Genomic DNA, 24,108 nt, shown 5'->3' with positions numbered 1-24,108 from the left:
TGAGATTCGACCCCAAGAGCTTGAGGGTGTTCCTACGCAAAATGTAACACTATGTTTCTTCTGGGCGATGTAGGTCACGCAGCGTCATTTGTTTTTTAACCTATAGCTTGTTTAAAGTTAATAAAAAACAAGCCTTTACGAAGGCCTTCAAGTGTCGTGGAAAACGCTTGGTCCGGTTGCTCGTTTTGTCTAGGAGTCTGACGGTATGGCGTGAAATCAAGCTTTGTGATACTTCTTATTGTTTTATGGACAAAAGAAGCGGAACCATGTTTAAACGCTCAAAAATTTTTACCGGGCTAGCGGCTGTAGCATTAGTAGCGTCAGTAGCAGGCTGTAGTCACTCAAATACCTCCAAACCATTAACCTCTGATCAATCACAGTCTAAAACCCCAATCTCTCAAGTGGAAACCACCGTTGAAAGTTCAGCGACGTTCAATGTCGAGTTTGAACGATTTACTCTTGATAATGGCTTAACTGTACTTCTACACGTTGACCGTTCTGATCCTGTCGCTGCTGTGGCATTAACAGCGCATGTAGGCTCTGCTAGAGAAAAAGAGGGAAGAACGGGGTTTGCACACTTGTTCGAGCATCTGTTGTTCTTGGAGTCAGAGAATTTAGGAAAAGGCGGACTAGATAAACTAAGTGCGCGCATTGGTGGTTCTGGTGCTAATGGGTCGACCAGTAGAGACAGTACAAACTATTATCAAACCGTGCCTATTGATGCCTTAGAAAAAATGATTTGGGCAGAAGCCGATAAGCTTGGTTACTTCATTAATACCGTGACAGAGCCTGTACTTGCGAAAGAAAAACAAGTGGTCAAAAATGAAAAACGTCAAAGTGTTGATAACCGTCCTTACGGCCACAATCAATATGTCATTGATAAAAACTTGTATCCCAAAGGTCACCCGTACAGTTGGCAGGTAATTGGTTCGCTAGAAGACCTTCAAAACGCCACGCTAGCTGATGTGAAAGAATTCTTTAATCAGTGGTATGTGCCCAACAATGTAGTGCTAACCATTGCTGGGGATATAGATATTGCACAGACCAAGGCGTGGGTAGAGCATTATTTTGGTGAAATTCCTGCTGGCAAAAGTATTAAGCCCTTAGCACAGCAGCCTGCTGCGTTAACTCAAACAGTGAAACGCTTTCACGTCGACAACTTTGCCCAAGCGCCAATGCTCACTATGGTGTGGCCAACGGTGCCAGAATATCACCCAGATTATTATGCATTAAAAGTCCTTTCAGAGTACTTAGCGCAGGGGAAAAACGCGCCGTTAAACAAGGTGCTGATTGATGAGAAAAAACTTACTAGCAATGTTTATATGTATGGTTATGATTCTGAAATAGCAGGTCAAATGCAGCTACAAGTCATGGCGTTCAACGACATTGATTTGAATAAGGTTGCAGAGGCGATTAACCAAGCATTTGCAGCGTTTGAAAAAGACGGTATTGCTGAAAAAGATTTAGCTCGTATCAAAGCTGGGCAAGAAACAGGGTTCTATCAGGGGTTATCAAGTGTGCTTGGTAAGGGATTCCAACTGGCCCAATACGAAATTTTTGCAGGCGGGGCACAGTACATCAGTGAAGATGTGCAGAAGATATTGTCAGTAAGTGCTGACGATGTCATGCGTGTTTACAACACATATATAAAAGATAAGCCTTTTGTTGCAACAAGCTTTGTACCAAAAGGCCAAGAATCTCTGGTGCTTAATAACTCATTAGAAGCGGCAGTGGTTGAAGAGCAAATTGTGGCAGGTGCTGAAGAGAGCTTTGATGCGTCTATCACGGCTGACTACGAACGTACACCTTCTAATTTCGACAGAAGTAAAGAGCCGCCATATGGTGAGCAAGTTACCATTACACCGCCGGTGGTGTGGCAAACTACGCTAGACTCTGGCATTCACGTGGCAGGTATAGAAAACGATGAAGTGCCGCTTGTCGCGTTTGAGCTTAAGATTGATGGCGGCATGCTGCTTGACCCACAAGATAAAACAGGCGTCGCTAATCTACTGTCTGGTATTTTGCTTAAAGGTACACAAAGCAAGACGCCTGAAGTGTTAGAGCAGGAAATAGAGATGCTTGGCGCTTCACTTGACGCACAAGCGACCGATGACGCCATTGTTATCAGCGGTACTTCACTGTCAAAGCACTTTGATAAAGTGATGGATATTGTATCTCAAGTCATACTTACCCCACGATTCGACGCGACAGAGTTCGAACTTGCCAAAGATGATGTCATCAATGAGATTAAACAGATTAAAGCAAATCCAGGTGCAATCGCGTCGGTGGAGTTTGGTGAGCTTCTCTATGGAGAAGAGCATCCATTGGCGCAACCTGTTATTGGTTCTCTCGACAGCGTAACCGCCATTGAGGTGAGTGATTTGACGCAGTACTTTGAGCGAAACTTTACGCCTACTTTAGCCAAGCTTCATGTAGCGGGGGATATTTCGCAGTCGAAGGTAAGTAGCGCACTGGCTAATTTAAACACAAATTGGAAGGCGAAAGCGGTAACGTTACCTGAAGTATCTCAAGTTACGCTACCTGAAAAAGCCAAGATTTATTTTTATGACGTGCCTGATGCGAAGCAGTCAGTGCTATATTTTGGTCATCCAGCACCAACTGTGTCTCACCCAGATAGTTATGTTGCCAGTGTCATGAACTACCGCTTAGGCGGTGGTGGTTTTGCCTCTCAACTAATGCAGGAATTACGTGAAAACAAAGGGTATACCTACGGAATCTATTCTGGATTCTCTAGTGATAAGAATACAGGCGTATTTGCATTAAGAAGCAATGTACGCTCAAACGTAACGTTGGAAGCCATTGAAGCCATACGCGATATTTTGTTGTCTTTCGGGAACAACTATTCATCTGAGGATTTGTCTGTGACAAAGGGCTTTACGCTTAAGTCTAACGCGCGTGCCTTTGAAACATTGGGCGCAAAACTAAATGTAGTGGGTAACATTAGCGACCTTGGGTTTGCTGACGATTACGTAATGCAACGCGAGCAGCAAGTTAAAGCGTTAACGGTTGACGATATGAAGCGCTTGTATCAAAACTATGTCCATCCAGATAACATGATTTATTTGGTGGTTGGTGATAAGGCGACACAATTTGAGCGTCTGAAGGCGCTCGGATTAGGAGAGCCTGTATTGCTAAACGAAACTGAAGAGTAAAAGCGCATACGAAGGCATGCTCGATAGTTGCACTTTAGCACATGTCGTAATTGTGCACGTTTAATTGAAGTTGCAAGCCTTCGCTTAACCAGAGCGTGTTGACCACTGCAAAAACGTATTGCAAAGGGCAACACGCTGTTACTTCAATGGGCAGGTTGGCCCATTTCGTGTTGCCACATCTTCCTTTTAAGCCAATTGCAGAAAAGCGTTATGCGTTTGTGCTTAGAAGAGTGTTCAAGATAAATGATGTGTGATTTCCACCTGACCGGGTGAGGTATATCGACAGGCACAATAAGTTGGCCTGACTTGATGTATTGCCCAATCATCATATCAGAAGCCAGCATAACGCCTTGGCTCGACAGTGCTGCACTCAGCGCCAGATCACTTGAAGAGACCTCGGTTTTGTTGAGAGGCTTTTTCATTGTATCTACTTGAACGTGTTCAAAATACGTCTCCCAATTTACCTTGTCACTCATGGGCAATGACAGCAAACGCGTTTTTACTAAGTCTTCAGTGCTATGTATTTGCTTGTCTCTTGCAAATGACGGAGAGCAAACTGGAACGACGCCATTTTCACCAATTTTCTCTACAACTAACCCTTCTTTTTGAAGCGCCGAAGTAGACGTGCTAAATCGAATGGCGACATCGACGTTACCTTCATGTAAGTCTTCACATAGATTTGACGCTTGCACGTTGATGTTTATTTCGGGGTGAATGTTAAAAAAGTCGTAAAGATTGGGCAGTAACCATAACGCGCAATAGGCTTGTGTTGAGCTTATAGTTAGGCTCCCTTGAATAGGCTCTTCCTGAACTTGGTTCAACCCATTAACAATTTCTGAAAAGCCCGTCTGACAGGCGAGAAGTAATGTCTTACCTTGTGAGGTAAGTGCCATTTTTCGTCCTTGTCGTCTAAATAGAGCCGCGCCAATATTTTCTTCGAGCAAGCGCATTTGTTGACTCACTGCGGCTTGAGAGACAAAGAGTTCTTCAGCGGCTTTACTGTAACTTTGATGCCGCGCTGCTACTTCAAAACACAGTAAATTGTTTAACCATCGTAGACGTCTGTCCATATGAATATTTATATAAGTTTACCTTATATAAAAGGTTAGGTTTTATCGTTGGTGAAGTAAAGACAAATCAAGGATGCTGAGCAAACGATGAATAGGCAAAAGGTAGGTGTGACAATGTTAACTAGTGTGCTGAGTGGTATGAAAAGTAAGGTAGGCAGGTTTAAAGGTGCTAAGCGTTTTATTGCGCTTGTGAGCGAGCATAGATTTAAAGTTAGACAGCGTATGAGTGAATATTTAGCGTATATTGGAAATAAGCTAAACTTATCCATGTGGAGCGCGTTTAAATAATGCTGCGGGTAAAGTTGTTAGCACAACCCTGTAAAGACCATCGTATATGCTTACCATATGGCTGTACAAGGTTGTGCTAGGTAAAGCCTTTATTTATGACGCTCGCGAAGTACAGCAAGTGCATCGTTTAGCGACATGTCGCTAGCTTGAAGTAACACTGTTAGGTGATACAGCAAATCAGCGGCTTCGTTTTTCAGTTCTTCTTTGTCGTGTACGGTGGCAGCCAATGCGGTTTCAACGCCTTCTTCACCCACTTTCTGTGCTATTCGCTTAATGCCTTTGTTGTATAGGCTTGCGGTGTAGCTGCTTTTTGGGTCGGCATCTTTGCGGGCAGCCAATACTCGCTCTAAGTCTGCAAGAAAGGTAAATGCCGGAGTGTTCCCGTCAAACCAGCAGCTTTCAACGCCAGTATGGCATGTTGGGCCATTAGGGTTAGCAAGTACCAACAGTGAATCTTGGTCGCAGTCGCAGGCAACGCTCACTAAATCTAGCGTGTTACCTGACGTTTCACCCTTAGTCCAAAGGCGCTGCTTTGAGCGGCTGAAAAAGGTCACTTTGCCCGTTTCAAGGGTTTCTGCTAGGGCGTCTTGGTCCATGTAACCCTGCATCAATACCTTGCCTGATAGTGCGTCTTGCACAATGGCAGGCAATAGGTTATCCATTTTGTCCCACGCAAGCTTATTGCTATTGTCATTAGTAATAATCATGGGTTTACTCCTTCTGCTTGCGCCGTTAATCCGTGACGCTTACGCATGGCAACGCCATTGCTGGTTAATTCTGCTTTTAGCTCATCAATATTGATAATGCCTTTATGAAATACCGATGCCGCCAGTGCGCCATCTACGTCAGCTTGTTGAAACACATCAGTAAAGTGGGCAATTTCACCTGCACCTCCTGATGCAATTAGCGGCACTTCACATACATCGCGTACGGCTTTCAGCTGCTTTACGTCGTAGCCTTTGCGCACGCCGTCTTGGTTCATGCAGTTAAGCACAATTTCACCTGCTCCGCGCGACTGCACTTCTTTAATCCAGTCGATGGTTTGCCACTGGCTTTTTTGTGTACGGGCTTCATCGCCGGTAAACTTGTAAACTTCGTATTGGTCTGTGGCTTCGTTATAAAAGCTATCGATACCAATCACCACGCACTGTTGACCGTAAACATCGTGCAGTTGGTTAATAAGGTCTGGGTTGTTAAGGGCAGGTGAGTTAATTGAAATCTTATCTGCACCCATTTCCAAAATGCGCCCAGCGTCTTCAATGCTTTTAATGCCGCCTGCAACGCAAAACGGAATATCAATAACCTGTGCAATACGGCTTACCCAGCTTTTATCCACTACGCGGGCATCAGAGCTTGCGGTAATATCGTAAAATACCAGCTCGTCGGCACCAGCTTTCGCGTATTGCTCGGCAAGAGGTACAATATCGCCAATGATTTCGTGGTTTCTAAACTGAACGCCCTTAACGACTTTGCCGTCGCGTACGTCTAAACACGGTATTATGCGCTTTGCCAGCATGCGATTGCCTCCTTCACCGTAAACTTACCTTCAAGCAATGCGCGGCCTAAAATAACGCCGCCAACGTTTGTGGGTTTGAGCGCTTCAATATCAGCGATGCTGCCAATACCACCCGACGCTTGCCAGCTAACATGTGGGAAGCGGGCTGCCATTTCTTGATATAGCTCGGTGTTCGCGCCTTGAAGCGTGCCGTCGCGGCTGATGTCGGTGCAAAGCACGTGCTTTGCGCCAACTGAGGAGAAGTCTTCCAATAAGCCTTCAAGGGCGACACCAGAGTTTTCTTGCCAGCCGTGCGTGGCAATAAGCTTTTCACCGCTTTCGCTAATATTAATATCAAGGGCCAATACAATGTGCTCTGGCCCATATTTTTCTACCCAAGACTTCACCAGTTCAGGCTGTTTCACCGCCAATGAGCCAATAACCACACGGCTTACGCCAGTCTCAAGCAGCTGCGCTACTTCCTCTTCGCTACGAATGCCGCCGCCTGCTTGAAACTTCATGCGCTTGGTGTCGACCATAGACTTGATAAGTGAAAGCTGGCGTTTAGTTGTGTCTTTAGCGCCAGTTAAGTCAACAATGTGCAACCAAGTTGCACCTTGGTCGGCATAGTCGTGAACCACATCTACAGGGTCCAGTTCGTATTGGGTTTTCTGCTCGTAGTCCCCTTGATAAAGGCGCACTACGTGTCCGTCAATAAGATCAATCGCTGGAATAATCATTATAGGTTCACAAAGTTAGTCAGTAGTTGTGCTCCGGCCTCGCCAGAACGCTCTGGGTGAAATTGTACCCCGTAAAAATTGTCTTTATTTATAGCGGCTGAAAATGCGTTGCCGTAAGTACAGCTTGCAAGCGTGTGCTCGTACTCAGGTACAGCAAAGCTATGCACAAAATAAAAGTACGTATCTTGTGGGATGCCTTTGAACAAGCTTTCATTGTTATGAGAAACAGTGTTCCACCCCATATGAGGTAAGCGCACGCCTTTCGATTCCATGCGCGCTACGTGCCCGGGCATAAGGTTTAAACAGTCGATGTTGCCTGTACCTTGAAGGCCACCTTCGGCGCTACTTTCAACCATAAGCTGCATGCCTAAACATACGCCTAGTACAGGTTGGGTAAGCGATTGAAGGGTTTCCACTAGCGCTTTTTGTTTGATGCTTGCCATGGCTGCAGCGGCAGTACCTACACCGGGCAAAAATACTTTGTCAGCGCTTTTTATTACGTTTACGTCGTCAGATACGTCTACTTCAACACCTAAGCGTTCAAGCGCAAAGCGTACAGATGAAATGTTGGCGCAGCCAGTATTCACTATAACGATTTTTTGTCGCTGGCTGGTATTTACCACTGACATTACAGTGCTCCTTTACTGCTTGGTAGTGCATCGCCTTGGCGCGTAATAGCTTGACGAAGCGCACGTCCAAATACTTTAAACAAGCTTTCTACTTGGTGGTGTGCATTGCCTTCGCTGGTGGAAAGGTGCAGCGATAGCCCCATGCTTTGCGCAAGCGAGTAGAAGAAGTGTGGCACCATTTCTGTGGCCATTTCGCCTACTTGGTCGCGGCTAAATTCAGCATCAAATTTAAGGTGAGGGCGGTTAGAAATATCCATGATACATTCCGCACGACACTCATCCATTGGCAAAGCAAATCCGAAGCGACCAATACCTCGTTTGTCGCCCAAAGCTTTTTTTAGGGCCTCACCTAGTGCAAGCGCGGTATCTTCTACACTGTGGTGATCATCAATGTGCAAATCACCATCAGTAGTCAGATTTAACTCAAAACCACCGTGGGTAGCAATTTGGTCGAGCATGTGATCAAAAAAGCCCATGCCAGTTTGAATGGTCGACTTAGCTTGCGAGTCTAAATCTACACGAACGCGAATATCGGTTTCAGAGGTGGTACGCACGACCTCTGCAATACGTGAAGACGCAAGCAAGCTTTTCTGAATGTCGTTCCAGTTCAAGCTCTCGCGGTTGTACTGGAAGCTGCGAATACCCATGTTTTCGGCAAGCTGAACGTCGGTAATTCTGTCACCAATCACAAATGAACGAGTGAAATCCACTTTGCCCTGCTGCAAGTATTCTTGCACTAGGCCGAGCTTCGGCTTACGGCATGTGCAGTTGTCTTCGTCAAAATGCGGGCAAATCAACACGTCATCAAACACTACACCTTGGCTTTCGAATACGGCCATCATGGCGTTGTGAGGCTTGTCGAAATCTTCCTGTGGGAAGCTGTCTGTACCCAACCCGTCTTGATTACTTACCATCACGAGTTTAAACCCAGCTGCTTTAAGCTTAAGTAGCACAGGAATAACGTTTGGCTCGAAAACAAGCTTTTCTAAACTATCTAACTGCTTATCTACTGGCGGCTCTTCAACAAGTGTGCCGTCGCGGTCAATAAATAAAATGGCTTGCTGACTCATGCCGCGTCCTCATTATTTTTAAATTCGTTAATTAACTGCATTAAGCGCTGATTTTGCTCTTCAGTACCGATGCTCACGCGCAAGCAGTTTTGTAAGTTAAGCTGTTTTGATTGGTCGCGAATGAGCATGCCTTGGCTTACCAAGTACTGCATTAGGGCTTGCGCTTTTGCGTAGCGAAATAAGATAAAGTTTGCTCGTCTATCACCCACTAACTCAAAGCCTTCAACTGCGTCTAACGCTTCGGCTAAGGCCTCTTTTTCGCGATTGATGGTTGCCACTTGAAGCTCAAGTAGCGTTAGCGATTCTGCCGACAATGCTTGTGCGGCAATCTGCGCCACTGGCTCTGGAATAGGATAGGGCGCTATTACTTTCAGCAGAGCTTGAATGACTGGTGCTTGAGCAAGTGTAAAACCACAGCGAAGGCTTAGCAAGTGCAAACGCTTTAGACAGCGTACGAAGTACCACTAAATTCGGGTAGTTGTTAATCTCATTCGCCCATGTATTGTCAGCATCGAACTCAATGTACGCTTCATCTACCACTACCAATGCCTTATCAGCAAAGTGATTGAGCACGGTTTTAATGTCTTCGCGGGCAACCGGCATGTATCGGTTGGATTATTTGGCGCACAAATGAAGATCACGTTAACGTCTTCTTCTGCGCATACAGCATTCACGTTAAGGCTAAAGTCGTCGTTAAGGGGCACTTTTTTAATGCCCACATCACAGGTTTCAGCACTGATTGCATACATACCATAGGTTGGCGGGCAGATAAGAATGTTATCTTTACCCGGCGTACAGAAGGTACGAATAAGTAGTTCAATACCTTCATCGGCGCCGCGGGTGACAATAAGCTGTGACTTATCAAGGCCAGAGTAGCTTGCGTAGCCATTGACTACCGCTTCAGGCTGGCATGATGGATAGCGATTAAAGTTACCGCTATCAACACTGTATTCATTAGCAAAAGGTGACTCGTTAGCATTAAGCCAGTCTTGACCACCAGAGAACAAGCGACGTGCCGACTCGTAGGGCTTTAACGGCACTAAGTTCTCGTTAATTAGGTTATCGATAAGTACCGACATTAGTCGTCTCCTTGCTTAAGCGCTTGCATGCGAAGTGCAACGGCCTGTTCGTGTGCGTCTAAGCCTTCTGCTGCAGCGAGTGCCATGATCGCAGGGCCTAAATTACGCATGCCGTCTGCACTTAGCTCCTGAATCGTGTAGCGGCGCATAAAATCTAACAGGCCAAGACTAGAATAATTCTTAGCATAGCCGTAGGTGGGCAATACGTGGTTTGTACCTGATGCATAATCGCCGGCAGACTCAGGTGACCAAGGACCTAAGAAAATAGAACCTGCGTATTTGATTTTGGGCAAATAATCACGGGCGTTTTCTATTTGTACTATTAAGTGCTCAGCGGCATAAGCGTTGCTTGCTTCAATGGCTTGTTCAACAGAGTCGGCTAATATATAACGCGCATTTTGCATTGCTGGGCGTGCAATCTCTGCTCGTGAGAGCGTTGACAATTGACGCTCAACGGCAGCTTTGACTTCTTCAATAAGCTTGGCACTGTTTGATACCAAAATCGCTTGTGAGTCTGGACCATGCTCGGCTTGAGAGAGCAGGTCAGCTGCTACAAATTCGGGGTTTGCATTGTCGTCAGCAAGTACTAACACTTCTGACGGACCCGCTGGCATATCGATAGCGGCACCGTCAGCGCGCTGGCTTACTTGTTGTTTAGCCTCTGTCACAAAGCTATTACCCGGGCCAAAAATCTTATCGACCTGTGGAATGGTCTCTGTACCAAGAGCCATAGCGGCAACGGCCTGAGCGCCACCACACAAAAATATCTTTTCGATACCGCACTTTTTTGCCGCATAAGCAATTTCAGGCGCGATAAGCTGTTCTTTGTTTGGCGGAGTACACAGCAGTTTATTTTCACAACCCGCCACCAATGCAGGCACGCCCAGCATTAACACTGTAGACGGTAATGGCGCACTTCCGCCTGGAATATAAAGTCCTACGGCATCAAGGGCAGTAAAGCGAAGCTCGCATTTAACCCCTGGTGTCGTGGTTAATGCAATGTCGCTTGGCGTCTGCGCTTCGTGAAACGTTTTTATGTTGTTAAACGCTGTATCGATAGCATCTGCTACTTCAGGTGTCACCTTAGCTGCAAGGGCATCAATATTGTCTTGCGAAAGCACCAAGCTGGTGAGTTCTGGGCAATCGAACTTACGCGTGTAATCAAGCACTGCCGCATCGCCTTCTGCCTCAACGCGGGCGATAATGTCGCCCACGGTTTGCTTTAACTGTTGGCTATTGGCCATAGCCGGGCGGGCTAACGCCTGTTTTTTCTCATTTGTAGAAAGAGATGACCAAGTAATCATAATTGCCTGCCTTTTAGCCCATCATTTTTTCGATTGGCATTACAAGAATCGAGCTACAACCAAGTGCCTTAAGCTTTTCCATGGTTTCCCAGAATAACGTTTCTGTAGACACCACGTGGATAGCCACTTGTTCGTCATTTCCAGCAAGAGGTAATACGGTTGGGTTTTCAGCACCTGGAAGCAAGCTTTTTACCTGCTCTAAATAGGCTTTTGGTGCGTGTAGCATGATGTACTTGCTTTCTTTTGCTAGCAATACACCGTCAACACGCGGCATTAAGCGATTAACCAGCGTTTCTTTTTCGTCGCTTAATTCGCCGTCAGCGCGTTTAATTAATACTGCTTTACTGCGGAAAATAACGTCTTTCTCAACAAGGCCGTTCGCTTCTAGCGTTGCGCCTGTTGATACCAAGTCACAGATAGCGTCGGCTACACCCGCGCGCGGAGCAACTTCTACTGAACCTTGAAGCATCACGGCTTTGGCATTGATACCTTGGTCTTTGAAATAGCGCTCAAGTAGGTAAGGGTAGGTGGTGGCCACTTTTTTACCCTCTAAAGACTGAATGCCTTCATATTCCATTTCATTAGGTACCGCGATTGATAGTCGGCAACCGCCGTAATCTAAGCGACGCAGTACTTCATACTCAAATGGCTTGTAAGCTGCTTTACGCTCAAGCATCTTTTCTTCAAGCTCGTTTTCGCCGATAAAGCCAAGGTCAACAACGCCATCCATAACTAGGCCTGGAATATCGTCGTCACGCACGCGAAGTAAATCGATAGGCTGGTTCGTTGAATGCGCAATCAGCAGGCGATCACGAATGTTCAATTTGATGCCAATAGCTTTCAGTAAAGCGATGCTGTCATCGCTTAATCGGCCTGATTTCTGTACGGCAATTCGAAGTCTTTTGCTGTTACTCATTGAAACGTTCCTTACACGTTGTATTTAAACTTTTGATTGCGCCTTAAACGAAAAAACCCTCGGAAGTTTCCTTCCGAGGGTCGAGAATTTGTTCTATCTGCGCCACTGGAAGGAGTTATAGACCTTCCAGCACGAACCTGAAAGGTTATGCTTTGTGGTGATGGTGATGAATCGCTGCGCAGTTAATCATTTCTAAAAAATTTACTTCCTATTTCTGAACGGCTGAAACATTATCGTTTTGACATGCGATTTGCAAGGCCAAAGTGAACTCTTTTTAGTCAATGGGTCTAAATAAAAGTATATATAGTAAAACTTTTCGATATGAATGATTGTGATCCTAATGTTTTTGAACTATTCAGCAGATATAAAGATTAGGTGAAAAGGTCCCATTTAACGTTGAGGAATGTATGAGTAACGATCTTTTGTTTCCGATTTTACCGCGCAACACCAAGGTGCCTTTTGAAGTTGATGAGCGCGTGAAAAAAGTACAAAAAACAAAAAAATCAGATCATTTCAGCGAAGATGACAAAGACCCGTTCCAAGACGTAAAGCGAACCGAAGCTATTGATAACATATCAGCGAAAGCAAACGAAAAGGGCGATGCGGATGTCGACGACAAACCCGGTTTAAAGCATATCGATATCGACGTTTAGCGCTAGAGGTATAGCTCTTTAAACAGGGCAGCGATTTGCTTGGACACTTTGTGATTTGGCAAATAATAGGGTAGTGGCTGTCGATTTGAGTGTGACTCTTTTACTTTCACTGTCGTTCCAATGTGATTTTCTAATACGGGCAACTCCTGTGCTTTCAACTCGGCCACAAGTTGGTGAGGTAGTCTTGCTTGGCTATTAAATTGATTGATGACAACACCTTGGAATGTTAACTCAGGGTTGTGATCGCTGCGAAGCTCCATGACATTGTCGAGCAGTCGATGTATAGCTTGAGCTGAAAAGTCATCGCAATCAAACGGCACACAAAACCCATCTGAGGCAATTAATGCAGCCTTGGAGTAAAAGTTAAAGTTGGGGGGCGTGTCAATGAATATAAAGTCGAAGTTGTTACGAAGGTCTTTAAGTGAATCTCGAAGCTTAAAGATTTTATACCGAGTTTCCAACTCTCTTTCCACATCACTCAGTGCGGGCGAAGATGGCATCACAAAGAGGTTATCAAAAGGGGTTTCATGAACAAACTCGATGGGTTTTTTAGGTGTCCTAAATATGCCAACTACCTGCTTAAACATATCTGCAACCGTTAACGTTGCATCATCAACATCGACACCTGCATAGTGCGTGCTATTGCCTTGGGCATCTAAGTCTACCAGTAAGGTTCTATATCCCAGCTTGGCACTTTGGGCCGCAAGGTTTGTGCTTATCGTAGACTTGCCTACGCCACCTTTTTGATTGAAAACCACACTTATCATACAAAGTCCTTTTAGCCGAGTAGTACAAAATATGCCCAAGCCAGTAGTTTTATGCAAATCCATTTTGCTTGATTAATCAATTTTTTATTTACTTGTTAATAATAATGATTATCATCTGCGTTAACTTTGTTTTTTGAAAGCGCAATATGAAGTCCCTTTTTGCTACAACTACCCCTCTTTTTATAAGTTTATTCAGTTTTTTTGCGAATGCTGCTCCTTTACCAACCCAAGATACCAATATAGAAAATATAACGGTTACGGCATCTGGATTTGAGCAATTGCTCTCTCAAGCTCCTGCATCAATAAGTGTTTTGGACCGGAAGCAACTTAGTCAGCGGGCATATAAAGATATAACTGATGCGTTAAGAGATGTCCCTGGTGTAACGGTAACAGGGGGCGGGTATAGACAGGACATAAGTATTCGAGGACTGCCTGCTCAATATACGACAATCCTAGTAGATGGAAAAAGACAAACCGGTAGAGAGTCACAACCTAACGGCAGCGGTGGTTTTGAGCAAGATTGGCTTCCCCCTTTAGATAGTATCGATCGTATTGAAGTGGTGCGAGGCCCGATGTCTACGCTATACGGTTCTGATGCTATGGGAGGTGTAATTAACATCATTACACGAAAAGATTACAAAAAATGGGGAGGTAATTTAAGGGCCGAAACTAGACTGCAGAACCATTCTGAGAGTGGTTCGGATAGTCAGCTACAGTTAGCGTTTTCAGGACCATTGGTAAACGATCTGCTAAGTTTAACTGCGAGTGGACTGTATCAAAACCGCGAAGAGGATGAAATTGAGCGTGGTTATGCTGATAAAACTCTGCACAATATTCGCACAGCCCTTCATCTGACACCTAACAACGACAATATATTCACACTCGAGTACTCACTTCAAGACCAAACCCGTCGAGCAAATCCAGGGAAATCTCTACCAACGCGAAACTCAGCAACAGAAACTCAGAATGAGCGGGAGTCTTATGCCCTGACACATGAGTGGCACCATAATGAAAGTCGCGCTCGCAGCTATATTCAGCAAGAGACTGTAGAAAACCTCGGTCGTGATATATCAATAGAAAATACAATTGCCAATACACAATGGTCCTTTGCTACAGGGCACAACTATAGATTGACCGCCGGAGCGGAGTTCTTGCGTGAGGCTTTGCAAGATGGGAGCACCGATAGTGTTAATGCGACGGACATCGAAAACTCACAATGGTCAGTTTACAGTGAAGTTGAATGGTTTGCTTCAAAAGCTTTGGCCATCACAATGGGGTTGAGGCTCGATGACAATGAGCAATTCAATTCCCAGGTTAGTCCAAGAATCTATGCAGTATACAATGTCAATGACAATTGGGTTGTCAAAGCTGGAGTGTCTACAGGCTATCGAACTCCCGATTTGCGTGACATGGCATCAGGTTGGATACAAGAAAGTAGAGGAGGCGATATTTATGGCAACCCAAATCTAACACCCGAAACAACACAGAATACTGAAATAGCAGTTTACTATTCAAGTGATCGTGACCTTGAATACAGTATCACTGCGTTTCACAATGACTTTGAAGATAAAATTGCAGTTGCAAACTGTGAATTGGCAGAATGCTTAGACGATACTGATAGATTCAACATTAACATAGATAAAGCCATATCGTATGGTTCAGAGATAGCCGTTCGATGGTCTTGGGATAGGTTCTCCCTCAACGCTGCATATACTTTTACGCGCTCTGAACAGAAAACTAGGTTCAAATGCTTAGGTCTACCTCTAGTGCAGCAGCCAAAGCATCTCTTCACCATGAATTCTGCATATAAACTAGGTGGCGACTCTGAGTTGTGGTCGCGATGGACATTAAGAAGCAGAGAAACAGCATTAACTTCGGTGTCTTCACGCTCGATCTTGTCGCCTGGTGTAGGGTTGCTAGATTTGGGCTACAATACTAAATTAACACGCAATATAAAGTTGCAAACTGGCCTGTATAACGTGTTCGACAAAACGTTAAGATATGAAGAGTTTGGGTATGTTGAAGACGGGAGAAGACTGTGGCTAGGCCTGAATTGGACATTCTAAATTTGTGTCGTTCTATATCAATGATAACGTTAACAATGTGTGTTTTTACATCCCCATTTGTTGACGCAGTGGAAAGCATTGAGACGAAAATTCAACAAAATGTTGATAAGGGAATGGCTTATTCATCTTTGTTCCCAGGCTTGGCAGATTTGTGTGACGTATCACAGCCATTGCGAGATATGTCGAAGCGAAAGCGCAGGGATAATTCGCGCTCCGAATCTAAGGAAAAAGTGAATAGAAACAAAAGGCGTCAACAGCTAAAAGCGACGAAAGTCTTTAACAATTTGTATTATGTCGGCGCAGATAATGTTTCTAGTTGGGCCATAGATACGGGGGAGTCGATTGTTTTGGTCGATGCCCTCAATAACAATAGACAAGCACAACGCTATATTATTGATGGATTGAAATCACTAGGTCTCCAAGATAAACCGATTTCACACCTTATCATCACACATGGCCACGGAGATCATTATGGCGGGCAATCTTTAATTGACTCGACGTATTCCCCCATAGTAATCATGAGCGAAAAAGAATGGAATTGGCTTTCTAAGGGCGGCGATGGTTTTTCAAGTCCAAATTGGGGAGAGCGTCCTACTCGAGACAAAGGAACGGTACATGGCGAAAATATAACGGTCGGAAATACAACAATTACTTTCTTAGATACGCCAGGGCACACGCCGGGAACACTATCAATTCTATTTCCTGTTGTCGATGCAATGAACGTGAAACATACAGCGGTGTTATGGGGAGGAACAGGCCTAAACTATGGACCAAACGCGGCTCGAATACTTAGCTACGTTGAATCGACTAACAGGATGAAACGCATTGTTAAAGAAAATGACATCGACGTGTTTTTGTCCAATCACCCAAAACGTGATAATTCATATGAGAAGCTTATCAACTTGGATTTGAGTGAGCAAAACCCATTCATTATTGGCTCTGATAATGTAATGAAAATATTTTCGATGTTAAACCATTGCACCTATGCACAGTACTTGAAAGCCACAACCCTATCAAAGAAATCCCCCAACTGATGCAGTAGGGGGACAAACTTAATTGAGTTCTTTATCTACCCAAAACTTCGTACCTTTAACCGTTGCCTGAAGTGCAAGGCCACTTTCGGTCATAGTATAAACCGTTACATTGCCTATGTAGCCTTCGCCTTGCGCAGAGGCTCCTTTGTTTCCAGCCTTTGCTGCGGCGTCTGCGTTGCCACCTACGGTCCAACCGTTTTCAATAAAGTGGCGCATAGCCTGCTGCGTATGGAATACCATGACGATGCGATAATCCTTTGCGCCGAGTCCCAGGCCCACACCACCCTCAGCCATATTCATGTATGTTTTTGTGCCCGTATTATTGTTGTTCACAACTCCGTAACCTGTACCGGCGGCAAAGAAGATGACATTAATATTTGCATTGGTGAATACGGCGTAGCCCGCTGCGTCTCGCACTTGGGATTGAGTATCGGGTTTCTCAACATATAATCGACTTAGTGCATTAGCCTGCATATCTAATATTGCTTGTCGCTTTTCGGCGACAGTGCCGTCACCCATTGATGCACAGCCCACAAACATAAGCACTGACATCAAAACACCCATTTTTACTGCTCTTACGTGTAATTTCATGCGATTCTCCTTTAAATAACTTAGTTGCGCTTGCCACCGCAGAACCACAGCGTTTGTGCGTGAAGCAAACGAATCTTCATTTAATAAGATATACGCAAGAAGCATGCAAACATGCAAACTGGTCAAAAAGTATTCGATGATTGAGCACTACCACTCTATTTCAAGGTCGAGTGGTCTCGCTCGTTCGTGTTGGCCGACCATTTCTTCATAGGGGGTATTCTGTCGCAGCCACACCTGTTCGAACGGCTGGCGGTCAAAATGCTCGCGTATTTCGTTTAGACAATGGAAAGTCTTTGGCTGTGATTTGTTATCTCTTACAAGCGTGCGCGTTGCACCGTTTCCAGTCGACGCAAGGTAATTTCCACCTTCTAAAGATTCGATATACAAGTTCATGGTAGTGGCCTCATTGGTTAACCTACTACTTAATTTTTAGTGCATGTACTGGGAAACGATCATTAATTTTGTTTCACGCGTGGCTTGGAGAGTTAATGAAAGCTGAATTTCACATCCCGTGGCAATGTGCGCTAACTAGTCCACCATTTGTTTTTACAGATAATAATTCCTATATCAGATAAATGGTTAGCTAATTGTGTTTTGTCTTTTTCATTGAGAAACGAGCCTATTTCACACTTTGCATGGGGCGTCGTGAAAACGAGTTTTGGTATACGCCTGTTTTCTTTATCTTCAACAAAAAAAAGATACGTATGATGCCTTGTTAAAGTGAGCGCTGAACCTCTGGAACTGCTAATGGTTATTGATTCATTGTCAATCTGCACTTCTTCCCATTGATAAGTCGCTCTTGATACAAGGTACATGACCAATGCCAATGCAGACACTTCGACACCAGCGAAAGGCAAAATAAGCCATGCGCCAACGAGTGACCATGCCATGGCAATGGAGATGACAAAGCAGGTAAAAAAGATCATCAGCACTTTGGTTTGTTGCCAAGTCGCTGAACGGTTTGGAGACAACCTCACTGTCGTGTTTTCGTTAGACGCAGATACTTCTACCATAGACAATATACTTAGGTTTCTTTTAAAAATAGCTGACAAAATACCGCTGTGTCTGCACTTTGCGTTTACTTACTGATAGTCTTAAGCGCGTGACCTTATACGGACAATGGGTCGTAAATAGTTCGAAAAATAGAATATATGTCTAAAGAAGAGGACGGTCGTTGGTTAAATTTCTATCTTTTAAAGTCGTAATGATAGCGCTTTTTATAATTTGGACAGCTGTATGGCTTTTGCAGCCTGGTCCTTTCGATTTGGCCAGTGAGTTTGGGCTGTTTTCTCTTCTTGGCGTTATAGGGGCTATCTTTGCCAATTCCACAGGTGCTGGTGGTGGTGTAGTTTTTGTTCCGTTTTTCAATTATCTATCTTTCTCTCCTCAATCTATCGTTGCGACGAGTTTTGGTATTCAATGTTGCGGTATGACCGCAGGTGCTTTGACATGGTGGCGCTATTATCGAGTGCAGCATCAACAAGATGGCTACTGGAATGCGTTGCCAAGCACCTTGATGCTCACCGTGCCCGCTTCTCTATGCGGCATGTGGTTTGCCCAGTTTTCTGACCACGGAACCATGTTGCTACAACACGTATTAGGTGGTGCGAATAGTCTTCATACACTTTTTGGTGGATTTTCGGTTCTGCTTTCTCTCGCTATTTTTGCCTCTATTCCATTAATGAAGCGTCTACACTTTGAAAAAGATATTCGACGTGCGGATATCGTTGCACTTCCTTTTATCGCGTTTGCGGGTGGGGTGATAACAGCGTGGCTGTCTGTAGGTGTTGGCGAGATGGTAGCAGTCTATCTCATTATCCGCGGATTCAATGTAACGATGTCTATCGCAATTGCCGTGGTGTTATCAGCGTTTACGGTGTGGTCCGCTTTGCCATTCCATGCGCTTGTCACTCATAGTATTGTGTGGGAGGTGGTGCTTTTTGCTGGAATGGGCGCAGTTATTGGCGGGTTACTCGCTAAATATCTAGTACTCGCTTTTTCTGTGCAACGCTTAAAGTTATTTTTCGGTTTCTGGGTATTTGTACTTGGCGTTACAAGTTTACCCTTGTTTTAAAAAGCCAGAGTCAACGAGAGGCGAACAACGCCACTCTTAAAGGCAAAAAGAGTCCGTTATGAATAAAGCAACTTCCGTGCAATGTCGCTATAACCTAGTTCAACCTTCTTGGTCGGCTGATAGTGTGATCTATCAAATCAACACGCGTCAATTTTCTGAACAAGGCGATTTTGCAGGCGTGACCAAGCAGCTAGAACGGATAAAGGCATTGGGTGCGGATATTCTATGGCTTATGCCGATTCACCCCATTGGTGAGAAAAATCGGAAAGGTGAGTTAGGAAGCCCCTATGCAGTAAAAGATTACAAAGCAATTAACCCTGAGTTTGGTACATCAAAAGAACTGCATGCTCTCGTAAGCGAAGCACACAGACTATCGCTTAAGGTCATTATCGATTGGGTTCCCAATCACAGTGCTTGGGACAACGCTTTAGTAGAATCACACCCACACTGGTATGCCAAAGATTATAAAGGAGATTTCAGACCCTCTCCTTGGTGGGATTGGAGCGACATTATCGAGTTTGACTATAACCAGAGTGAGCTACGAGATTACATGATTTCGGCAATGAAGTACTGGGTCGAAACATTTGATATCGACGGTTTTCGTTGTGATGTGGCAGGTTACGTTCCCAATGACTTTTGGGAGCAAGCAAGGCAGGCGCTTGAGGCGGTGAAGCCCATGTTTATGCTAGCTGAATGGGAAAATAGAGATCTCCACGAGAAAGCGTTCAATATGACGTATGCGTGGAGTTGGAATGAAACGCTTCATGAACTCGCAGACGGACGATGCTCTTTAGACAGGCTGCGAAAGTATTACTCATGGAACGAGAGGAGCTGGCCAACTAACGCGTATCGCATGACATTTGTAAGTAATCATGACAAGAATGCATGGGATGGAACGCAAAGGGAGCAGTTTAAAGATGCGCTAGAAGCCTGCATTGTGCTGTCGGTTATTGGCGAAGGTATGCCCTTAATTCACAATGGCCAAGAAGCGGGTGAGACTAAGCGATTGGCTTTTTTCGAACGCGATCCTATCGAATGGCAGGCTCACCCGATTGGCGACCTTTACGCATCACTGATTACGCTAAAAAAATCCATGGCTGTATTAGGTAATGGTGAATATGGAGCGCGCATGATTCAAGTTCCAAATTCACAAATGAAGCGTATTTTTAGCTTTGTGCGTCACAATCGCGATGAAAAAGTCTTCGTTGTTATTAACTTTTCGAATGAGGCAGTGGAAGTCTCTTTTGAAGAGCCGCTCTTTCAAGGGCAATATACCAATTGGGCTTCTAGTGAGAAACTAGTGTTTTCACCCTCCACAACCAGAGTGCTAGCGCCTTGGCAGTTTGAGATATGGATATCGGGCGCCGTACTTTAATATTGCGAACTGTTTTCATAAAAATGTTCGCCAAGACGAGTCTTACTCACCTACTGTGATTGTAGTTTGTGTGTAGTATACTTGTAGTGAAAGAATGGCACAGCTGAGAGATTTAGAGAGTACTTACTTTGCATTTTCTACACAAAATTACTGAAAGTCGACGGAATTGGTGTTGGCTTTCTTTGTTTATTTTTATCTGTCTGATGACGCTATCTCGCGTTGAGGCTAAGCACGTTACACTTGCCGTAGGCCACGACCACGAAAAAATGCTTAGCGCGAATTACCCCATCTATCGCGCCAATTGGGAATTTGTAAATGAAAGCCTTAAGAGGCTTGGGTATAGCGTAAATGTGACCGTCGCACCATGGGCGAGAGCAAAAAATTTGGTACAAGCCGGTATCGCTGATGGGTTATTCTTGGCGGCAAATTTAGAGGGTAGGGAACAATGGGCTGCCTATTCGCATGTACTCGGTTACGGTATATTTGGCACTTTCTATAATACTAACTTTCCCGATGCCAATTCGATGATTGCCAGTATTCGACTTGGTAGCCACGATACGCTGTTGTCACACTACAAATCAGTTGATGTCTTTGAAGTCGCCACAGCGCAAGAGGGGTTGCGGTTGCTACATTTAGGGAAAGTTGACCGTATGATCATGTCTGAAAGCTATGGTGAGTATTTGTTAGATACCGAGCTGTCACATTATGATGGTTCGATTGAGTTTGATTTAAATACCATTGAACGGCGCACAGTACACATCGCGTTTGCTAAGCATCAAAAAAGCAGTCTAGACGCTCTGGAAATTGTCAATCGAGCAATTGAATTGGGATTCGAAGAAGGCCTGTATATCCCTGCAATGGAGCGAAACGGCGTGCCAGAACGCATGAGATATCACATTGAAGAAGACTAATGCCAAAAGTACCAATGCTGCGGTTTGTACTGGCAAAAATGTCATAACTTTCCCATACTCATACTTTTGACAACGTGCGAATACGATGGAAACGCGACTTCCTCTCTACAAAAAGCTACTAGTGATGTATCGAATTGAACCAGGTTGTCTCGGCCCGCAAGGGGCAGACTATGTGGAAGAGTTTTGTGAATACGCCAAGCGCCAACTTAAAGATCTTCATGGCCATTGCTTAAGATGGACTATTAAGCCTCGCTATGACAAATCTTTGCCTGAGCTCGAATTTCAAATAAAAAACGCGTTCTTGTCGCGCGATAACGCTGCCAAATATATGGACAGTTTTAATATCGATCTTGACGCTTTTGAAGAAGAATTAGACGAAGCGCTTGCTGATTTAGTCGACGCTTATTTTGAGAGGTAACAAGGGCCTACAAAACACTGTAAGCCCACATACTGATTTGTATCTACTTCAACAGATGCTAGTCGAGTGACGTTATTTTCTGGTATCCCTCTGACTCTAGTTCGTCATTTACACATTCTAAGACAAATGCCTTCATAGGCTTACCTTGTGTACCTTCACCTTCTGCAACTTCAGTACAATATTGCTGTAGTTCAGCAATAAGCTCAGCTGGCGCAGTTTCTGAGTCAGTTGCTGATACCGACAAAGCCATAACGCTACATCCAATTAGAAACACACTTCTCATAACAACCTCTACAATAAAGACAAGCACAGATACTTGGGGGCTGAATAGTGCGCTTACTTACCGTTATAACAAAGCGTATTTTTTGCTCCAGAAGACAAAATCTATTTATCACAGGGTAGCGAAGCGTGCATCATAAAATTGGTGTGTCAGCGCAAATACAAAAATCGCTATTGGGCATTCAAAGTGCTTTTTGGCATAATGCGCGCCCGATAGTCGAAAAAGAAACCAAAGCGCTTACATCATGCCAACAATCAATAATGTCTTCTCTTCAGATGGCTTGCTCGCCAATACCATTAAAGGGTTTGTACCTCGTGAAGCACAAACTGAAATGGCAAAATCGGTAAAGCATGCTATCGATAAAACCGGGAGTCTTATTGTTGAAGCGGGAACAGGAACAGGAAAAACGTTTGCTTATCTCGCGCCCGCATTGTTAAGCGACGGCAAAGCGATTGTTTCTACCGGAACAAAAAACCTTCAAGAGCAATTGTTTCACCGCGACCTACCATTGGTAAAAAAGCATTGGGGAGCAAACGTAAAACGGCGTTGCTCAAAGGGCGTGCTAACTATCTGTGTTTGCATCGTTTAGCGCAGCATGGCGGAAACTCAACACTGGTAGAGAAAGAAGTACTTGGTCAGTTGTCAGAAGTAAAGCGCTGGTCTAGCTCAACGAAAACGGGAGATATGGGAGAACTTAAAACGTTACCCGAAGATGCGCGCGTTCTGCCCTTGGTGACGTCAACGGTTGATAATTGCCTAGGACGAGATTGCCCAGATTACGAGGACTGTTATTTAGTCAAAGCCCGTCGAAAGGCGCTTGATGCCGATATTATTGTGGTGAATCATCATTTGTTTTTTGCTGATATGGCGCTTAAAGATACGGGGTTTGGTGAACTCATTCCCGAGGCTGATGCCATTATTTTTGATGAAGCACATCAAATTCCAGATATCGCCAGTGATTACTTTGGTGAGTCGTTATCTACGCGTCAAATACACGATATGGCGAAAGACATCACCCTCTTGTTTAGAACGGTGCTGAAAGACGCCGGACAGCTTGATAAAGCCGCCGATAAGTGCCGAATGATTGCATCAGACTTACGTTTACTTTTTCCTGATACACCAGAGCGCGGCAACTGGGCAGAAGCCCTTGATAGAGACGATATTAGATTGCACGTTGGAAAGTTAGCAGAAGCTTTGGGCGTTTTGCACGAAGTGTGCAAGCTGCACATTGGACGAGATAAAGATTTAGACAATATGTATGAGCGGGTTGTTGCAGCAAGAGAGCAGCTTGATGCGTTAAGCGACAATCAGCAAGACAATGTAAGCTTGTGGTATGAAACAACTCAGCGTCACCTCATTATGCATCTGACGCCATTATCCATTGCGGCTAAATTTAGGCGTTTTGTGTCGTCGCCTCCACGAGGGTGGATATTTACCTCTGCAACGCTGATGGTCAATGGTGGTTTTGAGCACTTTCAGCGGCGTATGGGATTAGAAGATGCACAGACATTAGGGCTTGATAGTCCTTTTAACTATCCTGAGCAAGCCATGCTATGCGTGCCTCGTTACTTGCCAGAGCCCAACAGTTTTAAGATGCGAGAAACGCTTTTGCACACGGCTAAACGTTTGATAAAAGCCAGCCGCGGACGCTGTTTCCTGTTATTTACTAGCCATGCGATGCTTCGTGAGATTGCTGAAAAACTTGCAGATGAAGTTGATAATCCGCTTTTGGTGCAAGGTACCACAACGAAACAGGCACTCCTCGATGCTTATCTTGCTGATGAAAAAGCCGTATTAATGGGCACTGGAGCATTTTGGGAGGGGGTTGATGTTCGCGGTAATGATTTAGTTTGTGTAATGATTGATAAATTACCGTTTGCTTCACCCGATGACCCCTTATTACAGGCGCGCATGGAAGATGTAAAGAAGCGAGGTGCGAACCCTTTTGGTGTAATTCAAATACCGCAGGCAGTTATTACACTTAAACAAGGAGCCGAGAGGGCTTATTCGGGATCCATCAGATAAAGGGGTTTTGGTTATTTGTGACAATAGACTGGTAACCAAACCTTATGCAAAGACGTTCATTGGTAGTTTACCCGATATGAAGCGCACTAGAAGCTTAGATGAGGTAGAGCAGTTTCTTGCTGCTATCGATGAAGATTAATCTGTAAGAGA

General features: G+C 44.6%; 21 protein-coding genes, 2 pseudogenes and 1 other annotated feature. Of the genes and pseudogenes, 9 read left to right on the top strand and 14 right to left on the bottom strand.

The annotated features are described in order from the left end of the window. Window positions 1-266: 266 nt before the first annotated feature. The gene (locus V6N89_RS13855; protein ID WP_346992827.1) at window positions 267-3,173 is read left to right on the top strand and encodes a M16 family metallopeptidase; all 2,907 of its coding nucleotides are present in this window, start codon (window positions 267-269) and stop codon (window positions 3,171-3,173) included. A gap of 143 nt (window positions 3,174-3,316) precedes the next feature. Here V6N89_RS13855 and V6N89_RS13850 read toward each other — a convergent pair whose 3' ends face one another. The 9 genes and pseudogenes from V6N89_RS13850 to hisG form a co-directional block, all read right to left on the bottom strand. After that, window positions 3,317-4,243, bottom strand: a complete 927-nt coding sequence (locus V6N89_RS13850; RefSeq protein ID WP_338518086.1) for a LysR substrate-binding domain-containing protein — start codon at window positions 4,241-4,243, stop codon at window positions 3,317-3,319. A gap of 377 nt (window positions 4,244-4,620) precedes the next feature. Further along, a complete protein-coding gene (gene hisIE / locus V6N89_RS13845) occupies window positions 4,621-5,238 on the bottom strand; it encodes a bifunctional phosphoribosyl-AMP cyclohydrolase/phosphoribosyl-ATP diphosphatase HisIE (protein WP_338518085.1) in 618 nt (205 codons plus the stop codon). Continuing rightward, a complete protein-coding gene (hisF, locus tag V6N89_RS13840) occupies window positions 5,235-6,047 on the bottom strand; it encodes an imidazole glycerol phosphate synthase subunit HisF (RefSeq protein ID WP_014950033.1) in 813 nt (270 codons plus the stop codon). The genes hisIE and hisF overlap by 4 nt, the downstream gene beginning before the upstream one ends. After that, a complete protein-coding gene (gene hisA, locus V6N89_RS13835) occupies window positions 6,029-6,766 on the bottom strand; it encodes a 1-(5-phosphoribosyl)-5-[(5-phosphoribosylamino)methylideneamino]imidazole-4-carboxamide isomerase (RefSeq protein ID WP_338518083.1) in 738 nt (245 codons plus the stop codon). The genes hisF and hisA overlap by 19 nt, the downstream gene beginning before the upstream one ends. Beyond that, window positions 6,766-7,395 (bottom strand): imidazole glycerol phosphate synthase subunit HisH, encoded by a 630-nt coding sequence (gene hisH / locus V6N89_RS13830; protein WP_338518082.1) that lies wholly within the window; start codon window positions 7,393-7,395, stop codon window positions 6,766-6,768. Before hisH ends, hisA begins: the two co-directional genes overlap by 1 nt. Further along, the gene (hisB, locus tag V6N89_RS13825) at window positions 7,395-8,465 is read right to left on the bottom strand and encodes a bifunctional histidinol-phosphatase/imidazoleglycerol-phosphate dehydratase HisB (RefSeq protein WP_338518081.1); all 1,071 of its coding nucleotides are present in this window, start codon (window positions 8,463-8,465) and stop codon (window positions 7,395-7,397) included. Before hisB ends, hisH begins: the two co-directional genes overlap by 1 nt. Further along, a pseudogene (gene hisC / locus V6N89_RS13820) lies at window positions 8,462-9,544 on the bottom strand (histidinol-phosphate transaminase). The gene hisB and the pseudogene hisC overlap by 4 nt, the downstream one beginning before the upstream one ends. After that, entirely contained in the window at window positions 9,544-10,848 is a 1,305-nt protein-coding gene (gene hisD / locus V6N89_RS13815) for a histidinol dehydrogenase (protein WP_346992826.1), read from the bottom strand. The pseudogene hisC and the gene hisD overlap by 1 nt, the downstream one beginning before the upstream one ends. Before the next feature lie 13 nt (window positions 10,849-10,861). Then, the gene (gene hisG / locus V6N89_RS13810; RefSeq protein WP_346992825.1) at window positions 10,862-11,764 is read right to left on the bottom strand and encodes an ATP phosphoribosyltransferase; all 903 of its coding nucleotides are present in this window, start codon (window positions 11,762-11,764) and stop codon (window positions 10,862-10,864) included. Between the two features lie 51 nt (window positions 11,765-11,815). Then, window positions 11,816-11,934 (bottom strand) — a sequence feature (His leader region). A 237-nt stretch (window positions 11,935-12,171) separates the two neighbouring features. On the opposite strand from hisG, the gene V6N89_RS13805 reads away from it, so the two are divergent. Further along, entirely contained in the window at window positions 12,172-12,417 is a 246-nt protein-coding gene (locus tag V6N89_RS13805) for a hypothetical protein (protein ID WP_338518080.1), read from the top strand. A gap of 2 nt (window positions 12,418-12,419) precedes the next feature. On the opposite strand, the gene V6N89_RS13800 is transcribed toward V6N89_RS13805, so the two are convergent. Next, complete coding sequence (locus V6N89_RS13800) at window positions 12,420-13,184, bottom strand: ParA family protein (RefSeq protein WP_338518079.1); 765 nt, start codon at window positions 13,182-13,184, stop codon at window positions 12,420-12,422. Window positions 13,185-13,330: 146 nt separating this feature from the next. Here V6N89_RS13800 and V6N89_RS13795 point away from each other — a divergent pair, with 146 nt between their 5' ends. Beyond that, window positions 13,331-15,250, top strand: a complete 1,920-nt coding sequence (locus V6N89_RS13795) for a TonB-dependent receptor domain-containing protein (protein WP_346992824.1) — start codon at window positions 13,331-13,333, stop codon at window positions 15,248-15,250. Then, window positions 15,223-16,284 (top strand): MBL fold metallo-hydrolase, encoded by a 1,062-nt coding sequence (locus tag V6N89_RS13790; RefSeq protein WP_338518075.1) that lies wholly within the window; start codon window positions 15,223-15,225, stop codon window positions 16,282-16,284. Before V6N89_RS13795 ends, V6N89_RS13790 begins: the two co-directional genes overlap by 28 nt. A gap of 18 nt (window positions 16,285-16,302) precedes the next feature. Here the strand turns inward: V6N89_RS13790 and V6N89_RS13785 are convergent, their stop codons facing one another. The 3 genes from V6N89_RS13785 to V6N89_RS13775 form a co-directional block, all read right to left on the bottom strand. Beyond that, complete coding sequence (locus V6N89_RS13785) at window positions 16,303-16,875, bottom strand: YSC84-related protein (protein ID WP_346992823.1); 573 nt, start codon at window positions 16,873-16,875, stop codon at window positions 16,303-16,305. 147 nt (window positions 16,876-17,022) lie between these two features. Next, complete coding sequence (locus V6N89_RS13780) at window positions 17,023-17,268, bottom strand: DUF6482 family protein (protein WP_346992822.1); 246 nt, start codon at window positions 17,266-17,268, stop codon at window positions 17,023-17,025. A gap of 131 nt (window positions 17,269-17,399) precedes the next feature. Next, window positions 17,400-17,888: a DUF2244 domain-containing protein gene (locus V6N89_RS13775; RefSeq protein WP_338518074.1), complete on the bottom strand. Its 489-nt coding sequence runs from the start codon at window positions 17,886-17,888 to the stop codon at window positions 17,400-17,402. Between the two features lie 191 nt (window positions 17,889-18,079). Here V6N89_RS13775 and V6N89_RS13770 point away from each other — a divergent pair, with 191 nt between their 5' ends. The 4 genes from V6N89_RS13770 (at window position 18,080) to V6N89_RS13755 (ending at window position 21,653) form a co-directional block, all read left to right on the top strand. Beyond that, entirely contained in the window at window positions 18,080-18,949 is an 870-nt protein-coding gene (locus V6N89_RS13770) for a sulfite exporter TauE/SafE family protein (RefSeq protein WP_431189803.1), read from the top strand. 58 nt (window positions 18,950-19,007) lie between these two features. Then, window positions 19,008-20,324, top strand: a complete 1,317-nt coding sequence (locus V6N89_RS13765) for an alpha-amylase family glycosyl hydrolase (protein WP_338518072.1) — start codon at window positions 19,008-19,010, stop codon at window positions 20,322-20,324. Between the two features lie 182 nt (window positions 20,325-20,506). After that, complete coding sequence (locus V6N89_RS13760) at window positions 20,507-21,235, top strand: substrate-binding periplasmic protein (RefSeq protein WP_338518071.1); 729 nt, start codon at window positions 20,507-20,509, stop codon at window positions 21,233-21,235. A gap of 85 nt (window positions 21,236-21,320) precedes the next feature. Next, window positions 21,321-21,653 carry a hypothetical protein gene (locus V6N89_RS13755; protein ID WP_338518070.1) on the top strand — a complete coding sequence of 111 codons (333 nt, stop codon included), beginning with the start codon at window positions 21,321-21,323 and terminating at the stop codon, window positions 21,651-21,653. 58 nt (window positions 21,654-21,711) lie between these two features. Here V6N89_RS13755 and V6N89_RS13750 read toward each other — a convergent pair whose 3' ends face one another. Next, on the bottom strand, window positions 21,712-21,936 hold the full coding sequence (locus V6N89_RS13750) for a hypothetical protein (protein WP_338518069.1): 225 nt from the start codon (window positions 21,934-21,936) through the stop codon (window positions 21,712-21,714). A 241-nt stretch (window positions 21,937-22,177) separates the two neighbouring features. Here V6N89_RS13750 and V6N89_RS13745 point away from each other — a divergent pair. Then, window positions 22,178-24,097 (top strand): annotated as a pseudogene (locus V6N89_RS13745) (ATP-dependent DNA helicase). Window positions 24,098-24,108: the final 11 nt, after the last annotated feature.

The organism is Alteromonas gracilis (assembly GCF_036870955.2).
Taxonomy (GTDB): Bacteria; Pseudomonadota; Gammaproteobacteria; order Enterobacterales; family Alteromonadaceae; genus Alteromonas; species Alteromonas gracilis_A.
This window is presented reverse-complemented; position numbering and strand designations above follow the sequence as displayed.

Excerpts from the sequence above, each read along its gene's own strand:
- V6N89_RS13805 (WP_338518080.1), top strand. The coding sequence starts at position 12,172 with ATGAGTAACGATCTTTTGTTTCCGATTTTACCGCGCAACACCAAGGTG.
- V6N89_RS13850 (WP_338518086.1), bottom strand. The coding sequence starts at position 4,243 with ATGGACAGACGTCTACGATGGTTAAACAATTTACTGTGTTTTGAAGTA.
- V6N89_RS13855 (WP_346992827.1), top strand. The coding sequence starts at position 267 with ATGTTTAAACGCTCAAAAATTTTTACCGGGCTAGCGGCTGTAGCATTA.
- hisG (WP_346992825.1), bottom strand. The coding sequence starts at position 11,764 with ATGAGTAACAGCAAAAGACTTCGAATTGCCGTACAGAAATCAGGCCGA.
- V6N89_RS13795 (WP_346992824.1), top strand. The coding sequence starts at position 13,331 with ATGAAGTCCCTTTTTGCTACAACTACCCCTCTTTTTATAAGTTTATTC.
- hisF (WP_014950033.1), bottom strand. The coding sequence starts at position 6,047 with ATGCTGGCAAAGCGCATAATACCGTGTTTAGACGTACGCGACGGCAAA.
- hisIE (WP_338518085.1), bottom strand. The coding sequence starts at position 5,238 with ATGATTATTACTAATGACAATAGCAATAAGCTTGCGTGGGACAAAATG.
- V6N89_RS13800 (WP_338518079.1), bottom strand. The coding sequence starts at position 13,184 with ATGATAAGTGTGGTTTTCAATCAAAAAGGTGGCGTAGGCAAGTCTACG.
- V6N89_RS13765 (WP_338518072.1), top strand. The coding sequence starts at position 19,008 with ATGAATAAAGCAACTTCCGTGCAATGTCGCTATAACCTAGTTCAACCT.
- hisB (WP_338518081.1), bottom strand. The coding sequence starts at position 8,465 with ATGAGTCAGCAAGCCATTTTATTTATTGACCGCGACGGCACACTTGTT.
- V6N89_RS13750 (WP_338518069.1), bottom strand. The coding sequence starts at position 21,936 with ATGAGAAGTGTGTTTCTAATTGGATGTAGCGTTATGGCTTTGTCGGTA.
- hisD (WP_346992826.1), bottom strand. The coding sequence starts at position 10,848 with ATGATTACTTGGTCATCTCTTTCTACAAATGAGAAAAAACAGGCGTTA.
- V6N89_RS13755 (WP_338518070.1), top strand. The coding sequence starts at position 21,321 with ATGGAAACGCGACTTCCTCTCTACAAAAAGCTACTAGTGATGTATCGA.
- V6N89_RS13780 (WP_346992822.1), bottom strand. The coding sequence starts at position 17,268 with ATGAACTTGTATATCGAATCTTTAGAAGGTGGAAATTACCTTGCGTCG.
- V6N89_RS13785 (WP_346992823.1), bottom strand. The coding sequence starts at position 16,875 with ATGAAATTACACGTAAGAGCAGTAAAAATGGGTGTTTTGATGTCAGTG.
- hisH (WP_338518082.1), bottom strand. The coding sequence starts at position 7,395 with ATGTCAGTGGTAAATACCAGCCAGCGACAAAAAATCGTTATAGTGAAT.
- V6N89_RS13775 (WP_338518074.1), bottom strand. The coding sequence starts at position 17,888 with ATGGTAGAAGTATCTGCGTCTAACGAAAACACGACAGTGAGGTTGTCT.
- hisA (WP_338518083.1), bottom strand. The coding sequence starts at position 6,766 with ATGATTATTCCAGCGATTGATCTTATTGACGGACACGTAGTGCGCCTT.
- V6N89_RS13770 (WP_431189803.1), top strand. The coding sequence starts at position 18,080 with ATGATAGCGCTTTTTATAATTTGGACAGCTGTATGGCTTTTGCAGCCT.